This window comes from Hymenobacter lapidarius, from assembly GCF_001816145.1.
Classification (GTDB): Bacteria; Bacteroidota; Bacteroidia; order Cytophagales; family Hymenobacteraceae; genus Hymenobacter; species Hymenobacter lapidarius.
Genome location: NZ_MDZB01000074.1, coordinates 159,494 through 176,724 on the forward strand (window position 1 = coordinate 159,494; position 17,231 = coordinate 176,724).

Consider the following 17,231-nt stretch of genomic DNA (forward strand, 5'->3'; position numbering starts at 1 on the left):
TTTGCCGTTACTTTTTGCGCTATTGGTCGTAAGAGGGAGAATAACCTGACCTTATGCATCGCACCACTACCCTCTTGCTAGCATCGGCCCTGATGCTAATAAGTGGCGCCCACGCGCAAACACCTTCCCCGGCCCACACCGTTTTCCTCCTCGGCAACACCGCGCAGGGCCCCGTTCCCACCGAACGGCTGCGGCTGTTGCGGCAAACGCTTGAGCAGCAAACCGGGCCATTTACCGTAGTGCACCTGGGCGATATTGTGGGCAATGAAGGCCTGTCTGCCAAGACCGATACTGCCTTGGCTGCCACTGAGCGCAGCCGCGCTGATGCCTTCGTTGCGCTGGTGAAGGGCCTGCCCCAGGGGAAGATTTATTTTTTGCCCGGCGATAAAGACTGGTCTAATTCCGGGCCGGCGGGCCTGAAAGCCGTGCGGCGTCTCGAGAAGTACATCGAGAAGCAGTTGCCCGGCCAAAACGCCTTTGTGCCCACCAACGGCTGCCCCGGCCCGGAGGTGGTTGACGTGGCTCCACTGGTGCGTTTGGTGGCCATCAACACGCCGTGGTTCACGCACCCGTTCGACCGCCCCGAGGCGCCGGATACTGACTGCAAAACCCTCACCAAAGAAGAATTCCGCGAGCAGCTGCAGGACATCATCGACGATACCAAGGGCAAAAACGTGCTGTTGGTGGGCCACCACCCCGTGCTGAGCAACGGCGTGTACGGCGGCAGCCAGCCCCTGTCGCGGCACCTGAGCCCGCCGGTGCTGGGCACCATCTACGCCGCCTACCGCCAAAACGTGGGTTCCCCCCGCGACCTCGCCAACCCGCGCTACCAGGAGCTGCGCCGGGAGATGCTCAACACCCTGCAAAGCAACCCCGGCGTGGTGTACGCCGCGGCCCACGACTTCAGCCTGCAGCTCACGCCATTTCAGGGCAACTACCACTTAATAAGCGGCAGCTTTGCCGGAAGCCAGCACGTGGGGCCCAAAGGCAGCGCCCTCTACAGCCAGAAGGAAGAGGGGTATTCTACCATTGAATACTTCGCTGATGGCAAGGTCACGACGCATTTTTACACCTTCGGCGGCCAGGGCCAGCCCGTTCGGAAAGCCTATGCAGCCGCGCTGTTTCGCTCGGCCTGCGCCGGGCCCGTTTCGGGCAAACCAGGCACTGCCGGCAATGAACCGCTCAACCCCTTCCTGTCCGACTGCCCCGGCAGCGCCCAGGCCGCGGGCGAGGCCCGGCCTGACGCTCCATTTCAGGCCGTGACCACGGTGGTGCCGGGTCCCGAATACAAGGGCACCGGCAGCAAACGTTTTTTTATCGGCGATGTCTACCGGTCCTCCTGGCTGCAGCCGGTGGCAGTACCTACTCTGAACCTGAGTACCGAAAAAGGCGGCCTGCGCCCCTACGGTAAGGGCGGCGGGCGCCAAACAACTTCGCTCAAGCTCATCGCTGCCGACAGTTCCGCGTACGTGTTCCGCTCGGTTGACAAGGACGTGACCAAAATTCTGCCGCCTGAGCTGCGCGGCTCTTTCGCGGCCGACGTCCTGCGCGACATCACGGCCACGGCGCACCCTTACTCAGCGCTGGTCACGGGCTCTTTGCTCGACCAGACGGATATTCTGCACGCCCGGCCGCGGCTGTTTCGCCTGCCCGACAACCAGCAGCTGGGCCCCTACCGCGAGCAATACGCGGGCCTGCTCGGCACCCTTGAAGACAGCCCGAAAGACCCCAAGCCCAACTTGGCCGGCTTTGGCGGGGCCGATGAAATCAGCCGCAGCTTCAGTTTTTTTCGGAAGCTGTACAAGGACAACGACAACCGCATCGACGCGCCGGCCCTAGCCCGCGCCCGCGCCTTCGACATGCTGGTGGCCGACTTTGGCAAGCACGAGGACAACTGGAAATGGGCCGGCTATAAGCAGGCCAACGGCACCACCCTGTACCGCCCCATCCCGCGCGACCGCGACCAGAGCTTCACCCTTTGGAATGGCTTGCTCACCTACGTGGCCAACCGTGAATGGGCCGTGCCCAGCATCGAGGATTTTGGCGAGGATTTCAACGACCTGAAAAGCCTGAACTGGCCCGCCCGTCACCTCGACCGCTTCCTGCTGCAGAGCCTCAGCCGCGAGCAGTGGCAGGAGGCGGGCAAATACTTGCAGTCACGCCTCACGCCCGCGGCCATCGACGCAGCAGTTGGCAAGTTACCCACTGAAATTCAGGCTATATCGGGCAACGACCTCAATCGAAAATTGAAGTCCCGCATTCAGACCCTGCCCAAGGCACTCGATGATTATTACCTGCTGCTGGCTAAGCGTGTGGACGTAGTGGGCAGCAACAAAGGAGAGGTGTTTTTGGTAAACCGGCTGCCCGATGGCCAGGTTCGCGTGCAGATGTTTGACCGGGCAAAAGAGGGCGAGGCGCCCAACGGTCCGGCCTTGTTTGACCGCACTTTTAAGCCCCGGGAAACCGATGAAGTGTGCCTCTACGGCCTCGATGGCCGGGACATTTTCACAGTGACGGGCGAGGGTGGCAGCCATAGCATTCTGGTGCGCGTGATTGGCGGCGATGGCAAGGACCGCATCCTCGACAGCTCGACTGCCAGCGGCCTGCGCAACCTCACCAAAGTGTACGACGTGCCGGACACCGACCTGCAGCTGGGCTCCGAATCCGACAACCACACCAGCCTCCGGCCCAGCGTCAACGACTACGACCGGGAGCAGTTTGAGTACAATTCCTACCGGCCCAGCATTGGCCTCGGCTACAACGGCAACGACGGATTCCGGGCCAGCGCCGGCGTCACGTTTCTGCGCCAGGGCTTCCGCAAGCCGGGCTTCAAAAACATGTATTCGTTCCTGGCCGAGGGCAGCACCGGCGGCCAGCGCCAGCTCACGGCCAGCACGCGCCACCGCTACGCCATCGGCAAGGTTGACGCCGGCGGGGAAGTGAGCTACGGCAACTACTTCCCCTACTACAACTTCTTCGGCCTGGGTAATAACACCAGTTTCAACGCGGACCAGTTCGATGACCGGTTTTACCGCGCGCGCTACCGTGGCGTCACCTTCAATGCGTTTCTGGAACGGGTGTTCCTGCAGCGCAGCGTGGTGCGGGTAGGCCCGACTTATGAGTACCTCGTCACCGATTTTGCGCCCACCAGCTACCTCGGCCTCCTTGATACCACGCCCGGCGGAGCAGACATTCGCCCCAACTCCAGCACCCAGCGCCTGCTGGGCCTCGCTGCTGTGTTCGACCTGGACCTGCGCGACCGCCAGGCTTTTGCCCGGCGTGGCGTGCGCCTGCGGGCCCAGCACGATACCTACCGCCAACTCTCGGGCGCAGAAAGCACTTTCGGGCTCACGCAGGGCTTTGCCGAGTACTACGGCACGGCCCGGCTGGGCCTTCCCGTTACCCTTGTAGTGAAAGGCGGCGGCGCTAAAAACTACGGCCGCGACGCCGACATTCCGTTCTACAAATTCACTTCGCTGGGCTTGCGCGAGGGGCTACGCGGCTACTACCGCAACCGCTTCTCCGGCGATGCCAGCTTATATTTCAACTCCGAGCTGCGTCTGGCGCTGGGCCAGGTCAAAAATGGTTTTCTGCCGTTTTACTACGGCGTGTTTGGGTTTTATGACCAGGGCCGCGTGTACTTCCAGAGCAATTCGCCCGGTGGCTGGCACTCCGGGTACGGCGGTGGCTTTTACATCGCGCCAGTGGCCGAAACCTTGGCCTTCACCATCTCCTATCAGATGTCCGAAGAGAATAACTTGGTTCAGTTTGGCCTGGGCTTCCGCATTGATAAGTAGTCGGGCAGCAGCAACCGCATTAAGCTTAAAACGTCATGCTGAGCTTGTCGAAGCATGACGGCCTACTCACTTAATGAAGCCTGCTAATGCGATAGCGATGTTGCGCCCAGTACGACGGCCTTTTAGCTACTTCCCGAGCTATTCTACTGTAATTTCGTGCCCATGAATTATCCCCTTCGCAAAATTGCCGCCATTGATATTGGGTCCAATGCCGTTCGGTGCCAGATATCAGCAGTGCTTTATTACGAAGGACGCTACCGGCTGAAACGCGTGGAGTACGTGCGTTTCCCCATGCGCCTGGGCGAAGACGTGTTCGCCTCCGGCCAGATTTCGCCGGCTAAAGAAGAGAAGTTTGTCAAGTTCCTGCATTCGCTGAAGCTGCTCATGGAGGTGCACGAGGTGTGCCACTACCTGATATGCGCTACCTCGGCCATGCGTTCGGCATCCAACGGCGCGGCCATTGCGGCCCGCGTGCAGCAGGAGTTGGGCATGGAAATCAAGGTAATTGACGGCCAGGACGAAGCCTTCTACATCAACCGCGTCATCGAGCACCTGCTGGAAGACAACAAGCACTACCTGCACATCGACGTGGGCGGGGGCAGCACCGAATTCAACATCTACCACGACCGCCGCAAAGTGGCCGCGCAGTCGTTCGAAATCGGGTCCATACGCCGCATGCAACAGGAAGAAAGCGGCGACGCCAACACCGAAGCCCAGGCCGAGCTCTGGGCCCGAATGGAAGCCTGGGTGCGCGAGCACGCCCGCAAGCACCACGTCACGCGCGCCATTGGCACGGGCGGCAACATCAACAAAATCTACAGCCTCTCGCCCGCCGCGCCCAACAAGCCCATCACCAAGCGCAGCATCGACAGCATCCTCACGCGCCTCTCGGGCCTAACCATGGAGCAGCGCGTAAACGTGGCCATGCTCAACCCCGACCGGGCCGATGTCATCGTGCCCGCCGGCCACATCTACCTCTCGGCCATGGAATGGGCCGGCATCAGCAGCATGATTGTGCCCGACATCGGCCTGAAAGACGGCATGCTGCAGTCCCTTTTCGAAGACTTCTTCGACGAGCTGAACTCCAACCCAGAAGCCGGGCACCCGGCGCACCTGCCCGTGCCCGACGTCCAAAACCAGCCCGCCGAGATGGAGTAGTACTCCCACCAGAAAATACAAGAAGAGCCCGCTGCATTAACAGCGGGCTCTTCTTTTTATAAACGGAAACTCAGCTTAAAGCAGTGTGCGCCGTTGGGGCCCGAAGTTGGGTTAAGCCAGTGTGGTGTCCACGCCCACGCTTTCCTCGTCGATATGGCCCACCGGCGTTGCATCGTCTTCGCAAGTGTCCTCGGGCTCGCCCTCCCCGAAGGCATCATCGGCGCTGGCCTCAGCCTCCTCGCTGGCGGCGAGCACCGCGGCTTCTTCGGCTGCAACGAGGGCCGTGGCCACATCAAGGCGGCGCTGGGCCTGCACGTCGAGCAATGCCAGCATACCCTCGGGCGACGCAGTTGCGAGTTGCGCTTCGTCGCGCTTGAAGAAGTCCCGATGAACGTTTACCACTGGCTCGCCGGGCGCGGGATGCTGCCGGATGTAGGCGCCGTCTTCGCGCATCACGTAGCTGTTTTGGTTATCCATCATATTCATCATCAGAATATTGATGGCCTCCCGTTTAAGCTGCGGATTAACAATCAGAAACAGTGCTTCGATGCGCCGGTCGAAGGAGCGCACCATGATGTCGGCCGAGCCGGCGTACACCCGCGCCTCGCCGCCGTGGTGGAAATAGAATAGGCGCGTGTGCTCCAGATGCTCGCCCACAATGCTACGCACTTCAATGTTTTCGCTCAGGCCCGGCCGGCCCGGCCGCAGGCAGCAGATGCCGCGCACGATGAACCGAATAGGCACACCCGCCTTCGCCGCTTTGTAAAACTCGTCGATAATCTCCTTGTCTTCGAGCGAATTCATCTTCATCACAATGCCGCTCTGCTGCCCTTTCTTGGCGTGCTTCACTTCCTCCCGGATGAGGTGAATGAGTTGCTGGCGCATGTCCTTGGGCGCCGTGATGAGGTATTCGTAGTCGTCGGGCTGCGAGTGCCCGGTGATGACGTTGAAGAATTCCGACACGTCGTGGCCGTACACGTCGTTGGTCGTGAGCAGGCTCACGTCGGTGTAGAGGCGCGAGGTCTGCTCGTTGTAGTTGCCCGAGCCGATGTGCACGTAGCGCGTCACCTTCTCCCCTTCCTTGCGGATAATCATGAGCAGCTTGGTGTGCGTCTTGTACTTGCTCACGCCGTAAATTACGAAACAGCCGGCCTTTTCCAGCCGGGCCCCTTCGCGGATGTTCTTCTCCTCGTCAAACCGCGCTTTCACTTCAAACAGCACCGAGACGTGCTTGCCGTTTTCGGCCGCTTTCAGCAGCGCGGCGCTCACGCGGGAGTCGTCGGCCAGGCGGTAGATGGTTTGCTTGATGCCCAGCACGTGCGGGTCCACGGCGGCCTGCTCCAGCAGCCGCACCATGGGCTCGATGCTGTTGTAGGGGTGGTGCAGCAGCACGTCGTGGTGCTTGAGGTACTCAAACAGGTTTTCGTCGGCACCTTCGGGCAGGCTCAGCGGGGCCACCGTGGCGGGCAGCTTGGCCGACCGGCTCCGAAAATTGGGGTGGCGCACAATCTGCCACAGCCCTTTCAGGTCAATCAACGAGTTGATGACAAATACGTTGCCGTTGTCGATGTTCCACCGCTCGCGCAGCACGTTCATGAGCACCGGCGAGGCGTTGGGCTCCACCTCCACACGCACTACCCGGCCGCGCTTGCGGGTTTTCAGGCCTACCTGAATTTCCTTGATGAAGTCGTTGTCGATGTCGTCCGACTCTTCTAGCGTAAAGTCGCCGTTGCGGGTAATGCGGAACAGGTTGGCCGCCACGATTTCGACGTTGCGAAACAGCCGGGGCAGAAACTCGCGCACCACTTCTTCGATGGGCACGAAGATGACCTTGTCCTTGCGCGTGAGCTCAAAAAAACGGGTCAGGTTCTGGGGAATCTGCACGAAGGTGAGCCGCTCCTGCCCTTTATCGGAATCGGCATCCAAACCCAGGCTGTTGCCGATGCGCGTGACCACGCCGAAGATGAGCATCTGGTTCATCATCAGCGGGAAGCCGTGGTAGGCGTCGTACACCATCGGCGTGAGCAGCGGAAACACCGTGTTTTTGAAATAGCCGTCGGCCTTCTTCACTTCCAGTTCCGTCAGGTCCGACATCTTCAGGATGTTGAAGCCATTTTTTTCGAAGTTGGGCTTCAGCTCATTGAGGTAGGTCAGGCTTTGGTCGTTCACGAATCGGTGAGCAAAGTCCAGCAGCTTGCGCCGAAACGGCAGCTCCCGCAGGCCCGAGTAATCAATCCGCTCCTTGCCGTAATCCAGGTAATTATACAGCGACCCAACCCGAATCATGAAGAATTCGTCGAGGTTAGAACTGGTGATAGCCAAGAATTTAAGCTTATCAAAGATGCCCCGGCTGGTGTCCTGTACCTGGTCGAGCACGCGGTAGTTGAAGCGCAACCAGCTCAGGTCACGGCTGATGTACTTGCTTTTGCGAATAAGGTCGGCAGATTTGAAGAGCTTCATAGTGGTATAGAAAGACAGAGCAAAATACGGGGAAACGACCCTCGTCAGGCTATTTCAGGTAGAAATAATGGCAATGGCTACTATTTCCGTCAGCAACCGCGGGTCAATCAGGGCCTTAACATCTGCCATATTCGTTTATAATCATTAGTCCTCAATAGGCAGCGAAAGCACACATTCGAATTGTAGCAAAGCGGCAAGGTGCATTCCCACATTCGGTTGTTACAATACGGGTAAAAAGAAAAGGCCCGCTTTGCAGCGGGCCTTTGCAGTAGCGGGATGCTTACACGTCCAGCTTAGCGTACTTGGCGTTGCGTTCGATAAAGTCGCGCCGCGGGGCTACTTCATCGCCCATCAGCATCGAAAACAGGTGGTCGGCCTCGGCGGCCGACTCTACCGTTACCCGCTTCAGGGTGCGGGTCATAGGCTGCATAGTGGTGGTCCAGAGCTGCTCGGCGTTCATCTCGCCCAAGCCTTTGTAGCGCTGCACGTTCACGGTTTCGGGCTTGCCGCGGCCGAGGTCTTCCTGGGCCTGCTGGCGCTCTTCCTCAGTCCAGCAGTAGCGCTCCTCTTTGCCGCGCTTCACGAGGTAGAGCGGCGGCAGGGCAATGTAGATGAAGCCCCGATCCACCAGCTCGCGCATGTAGCGGAAGAAGAAAGTCAGAATCAGGGTCCGGATGTGCGAGCCGTCGATGTCGGCGTCGGTCATGATGATGACCTTGTGGTAGCGCAGCTTGCTGAAGTTCAGCGGGCCCGATTCCGTGCCGTCATCGTCGGTGGTGAACGCCAGCGACTTCCGCTCGTTGAAGCTCACGCCCAGCGCGGTAATCATGTTCTTGATTTCCTCGTTCTCCAGAATGCGGTGCTCCTGGGCTTTCTCCACGTTCAGGATTTTACCGCGTAGCGGCAGAATGGCCTGAAACGCGCGGTTACGCCCCTGCTTGGCAGTACCACCAGCCGAGTCGCCTTCGACGAGGTAGAGCTCGCAGATTTCGGGGTCCGACTCCGAGCAGTCAGCCAGCTTACCCGGCAGGCTGTTGCTGCTCAGCACGCCTTTGCGCTGCACCATGTCTTTGGCCTTGCGGGCGGCAATGCGGGCCTTGGCGGCCAGAATCACCTTCTCCATAATGCGGTTGGCCTGGTTGGGGTTCTCGTCCAGGTACTGCGTGAGGATTTCACCCACCACCGAGTTCACCGCGCCGCTCACTTCAGAGTTGCCCAGCTTGGTTTTGGTCTGGCCTTCAAACTGCGGCTCCATCACCTTCACCGAAATCACGGCCGTGAGGCCTTCGCGGAAGTCATCGCCGGTGATTTCCACCTTGGCTTTTTCGAACAGCTTGTTCTTATCGCCGTAAGTTTTGAGCACCCGCGTCACCGCCGAGCGGAAGCCTGCTACGTGCGTGCCACCCTCAATGGTGTTGATGTTATTGACGTAGGAATAGACGTTTTCCTGGTACGAGGTATTGTACTGCAGGGCCACTTCAACGGGCGTGCCGCCCTTCTCGCTCTCCACGTAAATGGGCTCCGAGAGCAGCGAAGGCCGCTGCTCGCCGTCGAGGTACTGCACGAAGTCGCGCAGGCCGCCGGTCGAATAAAACTCTTCGCCACGGAACTCGCCGCCTTCCAGCGTCTCGCGGCGGTCGGTAAGCGTAATGCGGATGCCCTTGTTCAGGTAAGACAGGTCGCGCAGGCGGCCGGCCACGGTGTCGTAGCGGTATTCGGTTTCAGTGAAGATGCTGGCATCGGGCAGGAACTGTACTTCGGTGCCGTGCTCCTCGGTGTCGCCTACTTCCTTCACCGGGTACTGCGGGAAGCCGATTTTGTACTCCTGCTCGTACATGTGGCCGTTGCGGCGCACGGTCACTTTCAGGTCGGTGCTCAGCGCGTTCACGCAGCTCACGCCCACGCCGTGCAGGCCGCCGGACACTTTGTAGGAGCCTTTGTCGAACTTGCCCCCGGCGTGCAGCACCGTGAGCACCACTTCCAGGGCCGAGCGGCCTTCCTTGGCGTGCCAGTCCACGGGAATGCCGCGGCCGTTGTCGCGCACCGTCACGGAGTTGTTCTCGTTGATGGTAACGTTAATCAGGTCGCAATGCCCGGCGAGGGCTTCGTCAATCGAGTTGTCGACTACTTCCCACACCAAGTGGTGCAGGCCTTTCATGCCAGTATCGCCGATGTACATGCTGGGCCGCTTGCGCACAGCCTCCAACCCTTCCAATACTTGAATGCTGTCGGCGGAATAATCCGACTGCGCCATTTTCTCTTTCGTTTCGCTCATGTGGGCGGGATTAAATCAGGTCGTAAAACAGCCCTTCGGGTTGCTAGGTACTGAACAATCAAAAGTACTTATTTAATCCCATTTTTAGGAATTTTTGCGGTTTTAATCCTCGGATTTTTTTATTTTACACTGGCGGCCAAAACCCCAAAACCCTCGGTCTCTGCCACAAATAATGCGCGCGCAAAAAAGGCCTCCCCCAGCTGGGAAAGGCCTTTTTACACCACTGCGCAACGCCGCTTACTCTGTCACCAGCTTCTGGGTGGCAATGCCGGTGGCCGTGCTGATTTGCAGCGTGTAGATGCCCGGAGGCTCATTGCTCAAATCCAGGCTAAAGCCCTTCGATGCCACAGCCGCCGGGGTCAGCGCCTGTGCGCGCACCTGCCGCCCCAGCGCGTCCACTACGGTAAGGGTGGCGCTGCCATTGAGGAAAGCCCCCGTTTCTACCCGAAACACGCCCGAGTGGCTCGGGTTGGGGTACGCGCGCAACGCGCCCTGCAAAGCAGCGTCGCGGGTGGCAGCAATCACACTGGAAGCTTTAAAAATGCCCCCCGCTCCGGAGGATTCGGTGACAAAGCCCGCGTAGCCAGTCGTCACGCTCGAACTGGAACCAGTAATAACGTCAAGGGCGGTGAAGCCAAAGTCAGAGCTGATTTGGGTCCAGCTGACACCGTCGATGCTGAAGGAAGTGCCGAGGTCCACGGCCTGCAACGGCGCTCCCGAAGGAAAGCGCGTGCCCGCGCTGTAGTACCGGCCATCCACGGCATCAATGTCCTGATAGAAAAAACTGCCTTTGTTTGAATTCACCTGCGTGATGGGAGCCCAGGTGGCTCCACCGTCAGCGGTTCGGATGAGGTTGACCGCCGCAATGGCCGTTTGGGCCGCGTTCACCTGCACGTTGTAGGCAATGCCGTTCAGGTCGTCTTTAAACGCCAGGCGGTTGATGTAACCAAGCAAAGGCGTAGGCGCGCTGGCCGTCCAGGTCAGGCCCTTATCGGTTGATTTCAGTACCCGCACGGCTTTGCTGGCAGAATTTGCCCCGGTACCCGCCCAGATGGTGTTGCCGCGGGCAAAGAACGAGCGCGCCCAACCAAACTCGCCCGCCAACGGAGCAGGAATATTGGTGGTGAGGCGCGTCCAGGTAACACCGCCGTCGGTGGTGCGCAGGATTTCAAATGAGTTGTTGGTGGGGTCGCCCAGGGCCACGCCCTCGGTGGCGTTGAACATATGTACCCAGTTGCAGAACCCATTTGCGGCAGGGGCAAATTGCGCCGCCGTGGTCACTCTGGTCCAGGTGGCACCCCCATTGGTGGTGCGCAGCAGCTCGCCGCCCGCCTCGCCCGGTTCGGATGGGTAAGTGGCGGCCACTGCGACCAGGCCGGCAGCGTCGACGCTGGAAATGTTGCTGGCCTCAAAGCCTGCCGAAGCCCCGACGGCCATGAGGTTGCCGAAGCTAAACTCGGTGCCGGCCGCGTTTTTGGTTTTGATAAATGTATTGGCGATGCCCGTCTGCGAGTCCTCTTCGGTAACCGCCCAAGCCACGTTGGGAGCTACCGTCTTTATGTCGCGCACAACGTAGCCGGGAGGCTTGGTAGAAAAGTTGACGGTATTGACCTCCACCCACGGGCCAAGCCCCGTGACCTGCGCATAGGACGGCCCGGCAAACCAAAGCAAGCCCAAAAAGAGTAGCGTTTTTTTCATGGAACAATCGGAGGGAGAAAGTGAGGAGATAAATAACAGCCAAAGCCTAGGTGCACGCGGGCCAATACCTTGCCATTCCGCCGCTAGCAACTTAAAGGTAAATGCTCAGCTCAAACTTCTGCACAAAAGCGGCAGTAATTGCAGGCAAGCACAACCTCGTTCCCTACATTTTTTTCTACATGCCCTATTACCCTGGCGCACCGAAAATCGGCCCGGAGACGCTGAAAATCCTGCTTCGCCACTATTTCTATGCTGGGGCGAAGCAGAGCATCTTGCTGAAGTATGCGTGCATATTGCTACCCCTATAAACACAAAAAAGCCTCTCACGCTACCGTGAGAGGCTTTTTTGTGGCCCCGTTTGGATTCGAACCAAAGACCGACTACTTAGAAGGTAGTTGCTCTATCCAACTGAGCTACGGGGTCGAAACCGGGGCAATCAAATGTCGGGGTGGCAGGATTCGAACCTACGACCTCCTGGTCCCAAACCAGGCGCGATACCGGGCTACGCTACACCCCGAGAAAAAAATAATGCCGGGTTTTGGTAACGACCTATTGGGTGGAGCCCCAACGGGAAGCTTTCGCAACCCAACATTATAGTGGAGAGGGGGGGATTCGAACCCCCGGTAACCTTTAGAGCTACGGCAGTTTAGCAAACTACTGGTTTCAGCCACTCACCCACCTCTCCAGGTTGGTTTCGCTCCCGTCCGAAGCGGGTGCAAATATACAAGCAGAACTCAGAAACCCACACTTTGAGCGAAAAAATTATCTTTGAGGGCTAATAATTCTGAGCAACCGGCGCGGCGGTGACTTCTTTGTGCTTTGCTTTCTCCTTGTTCTGCAATTTGATAACCTGGGCCTACCCTACTTTTTTGGCCGCCGCCCTTGCGCTGGCTATTTCCCTGCTCCTGGTGCTGCTGCACTGGCGCCGGGCCGGCCGGCTGGGCCGGGCCCTGGGCACCCGGCCCCGGCACCGCGGCTGGAAGGCGGCCCTGCGCCTGCTGATGGGGGCCGCGCTGCTGGCGGCGGCGCTGGGCCCGGCTATTGGTGTGAGCCAGCAGCCGGTGCGCACCGTAGGCAAAGACGTGTGGCTGCTGGTAGACGTGTCGCGCTCCATGGACGCCCCGGACGTAGCCCCTACCCGGCTGCTGCGCGCGCAGGCCGAACTGCAGGAACTGGTGGCGCAGTTTCCGGCCGACCGGCTGGGGCTGGTGGTATTTGGGGCTGAGGCGGTGGTGCAGTGCCCCCTCACTTATGACCAGCAAGCGGTGCAGGTGTTTATCAGCACGCTGCGCACCAGCCTGCTGCCCAGCGGGCCCACCACTCTGCGGGCCCCGTTGGAGTTGATATTAAGCCGCCTGGCTCCCGCTTCTACTGGCTCCACTGGCACATTGCCACGCGCGACGGCGGTGGTAGTGGTGAGCGACGGGGAAGATTTTGGCGAGAACCTGGAACAGCCGCTTCGGGAAATAGCCCGCAGCGGGGCGCGGGTGTACACGGTGGGCGTGGGCACGAGCGGAGGCGCCAAAATCCCGACTGCAGCAGGAGGCTTTGTGAAAGACGCGAAGGGGCAAGTGGTGCAAACCCGCTTGCAGGAAGCCCCGCTGTTGCAGCTGGCCGCCCAAACCGGCGGGCTGTACGCGGAGCTAAACAACCAGCAGAATGGTTTTGGCACGGTGCTCCGGTCGTTGCGCACCATGCAGGGCACCACGGAGCAGGTGCGCACGGTGGCCGTGGCCGACAACCGCTACCGCTACCCGCTGGCGGCGGCCGTGCTGCTGCTGGTGCTCGATATTGTACTTACCGTTACCATCATTCGCCCATGAAATACCTGGTATTCCTGGCTTTGACCTTTTGGACGCCCACGTGGCAGCTGCTGACCTGGGCCCGCGACCGGAACGTGGCCGTGGCGGAGGGCACCGCGGCCTATGCCCGCGGGGAGGCAGCGCGGGCGGCCACTTCGTTTAAAACAGCCTTGGCAGTGAGGGCCCTCCGTACGCCCGACCCGCGCCTGGTACTGAATCTGGCGCACGCCCAAACCCGGGCCGGGCAGGTGGCCGCAGCGCAGGCCAGTTATGCTCAGCTACTGGCGACAGGCCCGAAAGCCCTGAGCAGCGTGGCACGGCAGCAACTGGCAGTGCAGGCCGCTCAGAAAGGCGAGATTGCCCAAGCGCTGGCTTTGCTGCGGCAGGCGTTGCTGCTTAACCCCCGCAACAGCGGGGCCCGCTACAATTATGAAGTACTAAGTGAGTACCTGGCCAGCCGGCCCAACGCGCCCAGGATTGCGGAGCCGCAGCCGGCACCACCAGCCGGGGTACCAACGCCTTCGCCGGAAAAAGAAAAAAACGGTGCCGAGAAAAACCAGCCCGCTGAAAACGAGGGCACAACCCGCAAGGGGGAAGTAAACGAGCAAAAGCCAGCCCCGCCGGCTCCCAACACGCCCCCCGAACGCCGGCCCGACCCCGCCGGCCAACCGGGTGGCCCGCCGCCCGCAGGTCCACCAGGCCAGGGGCGCGGCCGGGGGCCGCACGCCCGGGCCCGGCACGCCGCAAGCGGTAGCGAGCGGGGCCACGCCCGGCACCCAGCGCGGGCTGGACCGGAGCAGCCCTGCCGCTGGCAGCCCCGGCAACGGGCGCAACATCGGCCTGGGAACGGAAGCGGCCACGGCGGGCGATGCGCAGCTGCAAACCCAGCGGGAGCGGCTAAAAGCCATGAACCTGAGCCCGGCCCAGGCCCGGCAGCTGCTCGAAACGCTCCGGGCCCAGGAGCAGCAATACCTACAGCAGCTCACCCGGCCCGCCACACAGAAGCCGGACCCCAGCAAGCCAACCTGGTGATTATTGGGGCGAGGGCACAGCGGCGTCAACCAAGCCCCGCTAAATGGCTGCCAAGCAAGGGGCGGCTTGGGGGCGGTTAAATCCGTACTTTTGCGACCTGATTTCACCTCCCACTCAACACTCTTATCATAGCTCGTATGCAAATCAAGGAAGTTGTCATTATATCTGCCGTTCGCACGCCGATTGGCTCATTTGGCGGTGCACTCGCGTCGCTGTCGGCCACCGAGCTGGGCGCCATTGCCCTGAAGGGGGCCCTGGAGAAAGCCGGCGTAGCCGCCTCGGAAGTTGAGCAGGTAATTATGGGCAACGTGATTTCGGCCAACCTGGGCCAGGCCCCGGCCCGGCAGGCAGCCAAAAAAGCGGGCCTGCCCGACACCGTGGAATGCACCACCGTGAACAAGGTGTGTGCCTCGGGCACGAAGGCCATTATGTATGCCTCCCAGGCCATTATGCTGGGGCAGGCCGACGTGGTGCTGGCCGGCGGCATGGAGAGCATGAGCAACGTGCCATATTACCTCGACAAAGCCCGTTTCGGGGCCAAGTACGGCCATGGCCAGATGATAGATGGCCTGGTGCGCGACGGCCTCTGGGACCCCTACAACGATTACGCCATGGGCAACGCGGCCGAAAACACGGCCAAGGAAATGGGCATCACCCGCGAGCAGCAGGATGCTTTCGCCGTTGAGAGCTACACCCGCAGCGCTGCCGCGGCCAAGGCTGGCAAAAAGAAGGACGAAATTATTCCCGTAACCATCGAGAGCCGCGGCAAAACCACAGTAATTTCCGACGACGAGGAGTACCTGAAAGTGGATTTCGCCAAAGTGCCCGGCCTGAAGCCTGCCTTCATCAAGGAAAACGGCACCGTCACGGCCGCCAACGCCTCCACGCTGAACGACGGCGCCGCCGCCGTGCTGCTGATGAGCCGCGAGAAGGCCGACGCCCTGGGCCTTACGCCCATTGGCCGCATTCTGGGCTTCGCCGATGCCGAGCAGGCGCCGGAGTGGTTCACTACCTCGCCCGCGCTGGCCATTCCCAAGGCGTTGAAAAACGCTGGCAAGACGGCTGCCGATGTGGATTTCTACGAAATCAACGAGGCGTTTTCGGTGGTGAGCTTGGCTAACAATAAGCTGCTGAACCTGGAAGGCACCAAGGTAAACGTGTACGGCGGCGCCGTGAGTCTGGGCCACCCGCTGGGGGCTTCGGGCGCGCGCATCGTGACCACGTTGATGAACGTGCTGAAAAACGAGGGCGGCAAAATTGGCGTGACCGGCATCTGCAACGGTGGCGGTGGCGCCAGCGCCATTGTGGTGGAGGCTTTCTAGGTCCTTGCCGACGGTTTCTTTCAAGCCCCGCCGAGCAATTAGCGGGGCTTTTTTTTGGCTCGAATTTTAGAATACCTTGCTCACTGCACGGAAAAGCCTTTCCCTGCGTTCTTGCGCCTATGAAATACCTAGTGCCTTTTTTTCTGTTGCTGCTGGCCCTGCCTTCGTATGGCCAGAAAGTGCGTCGATTCACGACGTTTTATGACTCCATGAAGGTGAACAAGCGGGAAGTGTACACCGCACTGGTGGCCGCCGATACCGTGCCTCAGGGCACCTACAAGCGCTTTTACCGCAACGGCAAGCTGGAGCAGCAAACCAGCTTCCGGCAGGGCAAGCGCGACTCGGCCTACGTGGAATTCCACCCTACTGGCAACCGGCGGCTGGAGACTACTTACCGCGACGGCATTCGCCAGGGCCCCTTCAAAACCTACTACGACAACGGCAAGGTGGCCCAGGAAGGCATGTTTGAGAACGACGAGCCCAACGGCGAGCTGACCTTTTACCACCCCAGCGGGGAGGTAAAGCTGCGTACCACGCTCGCCAAAGGCCAGCCCAACGGCGCGCTGAAAGCGCTGTACCCCGATGGCAAGACCCAGGCCGAAATCAGCTACGTGGACGGGCAGCCCAACGGGGCGGTGAAGTTTTTCTACCCCAATGGCGCGGTGCAGAGCGAGGGCGTGTTCACGCGCGGGCTGTTGTCGGGACCCTATAAGACATACTATCCCAACGGCCAGATTGAGAACGAAGTGCTGGCCGATAAAAACGGCCGCGGGCGCTACCGCAGCTACTACCAAAGCGGCAAGCTCCAGACCGAAAGCACCTACGCCCCTGCCCCTCTCGTGCAGCGCCCGGTGAAAAACCCCCTCGGCGACGACCTGACCAAACGCGTGGCCCCGCTCACCGGCACCAACAACCTCGACGGCGCCTCGACCAGCTATTACGAGAGCGGGCAGGTGAAAACCAAGATGACCTACCGCGGCGGCGTGCCCACCGGCAACGTCTTGGAATACTTCGAAAATGGCAACCTGCGCGAGGAAACCGACTACAGTAACAACGGGCGCGACCGCAAAATCACGCGGTTTCATGACGCGGCCGGCAAGCTGGCCCAGGCCGAGCTGCAGTACAAGAATAATAAGCCCGCCGGCACCTGGAAAGAGTTTTATCCCGACGGCAAGACCCCGCGCAAGGCCGAAACCTACGGCCCCATCGGCCGCTTGCTGGGCGACAAAATCACCTATTTCGAGAACGGCGTAGTGCAGAGCCGCCAACCGTTTCTCAACGGTTTTATGGCCGGCGTGGCGCAGGAGTTCTACCCCTCGGGCAAGCTGCACAAGCAAACTACCTACGTGCGTAGCGTGCTGCTGGGCCCCTTCCGGGAGTTGCGGGAAGACGGCACAGTGGCCGTGAGCGGGCAGTACCGCAACAACAAGCAGAGCGGCGTGTGGACGTATTTCAAAGAGGACGGCCAAACCGAAGCGCGTTCCGTGACCTACCGCAACGGCGAACTGGTGGACCCGGTGAAAAAAGCGGCCGCCAAGCCCAAGCCAGCGCCAAAACGCAAGTAATAGGCGCTAATCCCTGTCATGCTGAGCTTACGAAGCATCTTATTGCCGAGGAACGACGGGTTCAACCCTGGTAAGATGCTTCCGTTGTCAGCATGACATGCCCTGTTCAGATAGGGACTTAG

9 protein-coding genes and 3 tRNA genes are annotated in these 17,231 nt (G+C 60.4%); 6 read left to right on the top strand and 6 right to left on the bottom strand.

What is annotated here, in order from left to right:
- Window positions 1-53 precede the first annotated feature (53 nt).
- Entirely contained in the window at window positions 54-3,797 is a 3,744-nt protein-coding gene (locus tag BEN47_RS05060; RefSeq protein ID WP_125921504.1) for a BamA/TamA family outer membrane protein, read from the top strand.
- Between the two features lie 162 nt (window positions 3,798-3,959).
- Entirely contained in the window at window positions 3,960-4,955 is a 996-nt protein-coding gene (locus tag BEN47_RS05065) for a Ppx/GppA phosphatase family protein (RefSeq protein ID WP_070725733.1), read from the top strand.
- Window positions 4,956-5,066: 111 nt separating this feature from the next.
- Here BEN47_RS05065 and ppk1 read toward each other — a convergent pair whose 3' ends face one another.
- The 6 genes from ppk1 to BEN47_RS05100 form a co-directional block, all read right to left on the bottom strand.
- On the bottom strand, window positions 5,067-7,415 hold the full coding sequence (gene ppk1 / locus BEN47_RS05070) for a polyphosphate kinase 1 (protein WP_083322130.1): 2,349 nt from the start codon (window positions 7,413-7,415) through the stop codon (window positions 5,067-5,069).
- Window positions 7,416-7,695: 280 nt separating this feature from the next.
- A complete protein-coding gene (gene gyrB / locus BEN47_RS05075) occupies window positions 7,696-9,690 on the bottom strand; it encodes a DNA topoisomerase (ATP-hydrolyzing) subunit B (RefSeq protein ID WP_070725735.1) in 1,995 nt (664 codons plus the stop codon).
- 237 nt (window positions 9,691-9,927) lie between these two features.
- The gene (locus BEN47_RS05080; protein ID WP_070725738.1) at window positions 9,928-11,388 is read right to left on the bottom strand and encodes a T9SS type A sorting domain-containing protein; all 1,461 of its coding nucleotides are present in this window, start codon (window positions 11,386-11,388) and stop codon (window positions 9,928-9,930) included.
- 349 nt (window positions 11,389-11,737) lie between these two features.
- Window positions 11,738-11,811: transfer RNA gene (locus BEN47_RS05090), tRNA-Arg, on the bottom strand.
- A 20-nt stretch (window positions 11,812-11,831) separates the two neighbouring features.
- Window positions 11,832-11,905, bottom strand: a tRNA-Pro gene (locus BEN47_RS05095).
- A gap of 80 nt (window positions 11,906-11,985) precedes the next feature.
- Window positions 11,986-12,073 (bottom strand) — tRNA-Ser (locus tag BEN47_RS05100).
- Window positions 12,074-12,257: 184 nt separating this feature from the next.
- Here BEN47_RS05100 and BEN47_RS05105 point away from each other — a divergent pair.
- From BEN47_RS05105 to BEN47_RS05120, 4 genes are all read left to right on the top strand, one after another.
- Window positions 12,258-13,211, top strand: a complete 954-nt coding sequence (locus BEN47_RS05105) for a VWA domain-containing protein (RefSeq protein WP_125921505.1) — start codon at window positions 12,258-12,260, stop codon at window positions 13,209-13,211.
- A 651-nt stretch (window positions 13,212-13,862) separates the two neighbouring features.
- Window positions 13,863-14,222, top strand: coding sequence for a hypothetical protein (locus tag BEN47_RS05110; RefSeq protein WP_070725742.1), 360 nt, complete (start codon window positions 13,863-13,865; stop codon window positions 14,220-14,222).
- Window positions 14,223-14,359: 137 nt separating this feature from the next.
- A complete protein-coding gene (locus BEN47_RS05115; RefSeq protein ID WP_317039460.1) occupies window positions 14,360-15,544 on the top strand; it encodes an acetyl-CoA C-acyltransferase in 1,185 nt (394 codons plus the stop codon).
- 119 nt (window positions 15,545-15,663) lie between these two features.
- Entirely contained in the window at window positions 15,664-17,109 is a 1,446-nt protein-coding gene (locus BEN47_RS05120; RefSeq protein WP_070725745.1) for a toxin-antitoxin system YwqK family antitoxin, read from the top strand.
- The last annotated feature ends 122 nt before the right edge of the window (window positions 17,110-17,231 follow it).

Bases quoted from the DNA above. Each gene is read 5' to 3' on its own strand.
- BEN47_RS05060 (WP_125921504.1), top strand. From the start codon at position 54: ATGCATCGCACCACTACCCTCTTGCTAGCATCGGCCCTGATGCTAATA.
- BEN47_RS05065 (WP_070725733.1), top strand. From the start codon at position 3,960: ATGAATTATCCCCTTCGCAAAATTGCCGCCATTGATATTGGGTCCAAT.
- ppk1 (WP_083322130.1), bottom strand. From the start codon at position 7,415: ATGAAGCTCTTCAAATCTGCCGACCTTATTCGCAAAAGCAAGTACATC.
- gyrB (WP_070725735.1), bottom strand. From the start codon at position 9,690: ATGAGCGAAACGAAAGAGAAAATGGCGCAGTCGGATTATTCCGCCGAC.
- BEN47_RS05080 (WP_070725738.1), bottom strand. From the start codon at position 11,388: ATGAAAAAAACGCTACTCTTTTTGGGCTTGCTTTGGTTTGCCGGGCCG.
- BEN47_RS05115 (WP_317039460.1), top strand. From the start codon at position 14,360: ATGCAAATCAAGGAAGTTGTCATTATATCTGCCGTTCGCACGCCGATT.
- BEN47_RS05120 (WP_070725745.1), top strand. From the start codon at position 15,664: ATGAAATACCTAGTGCCTTTTTTTCTGTTGCTGCTGGCCCTGCCTTCG.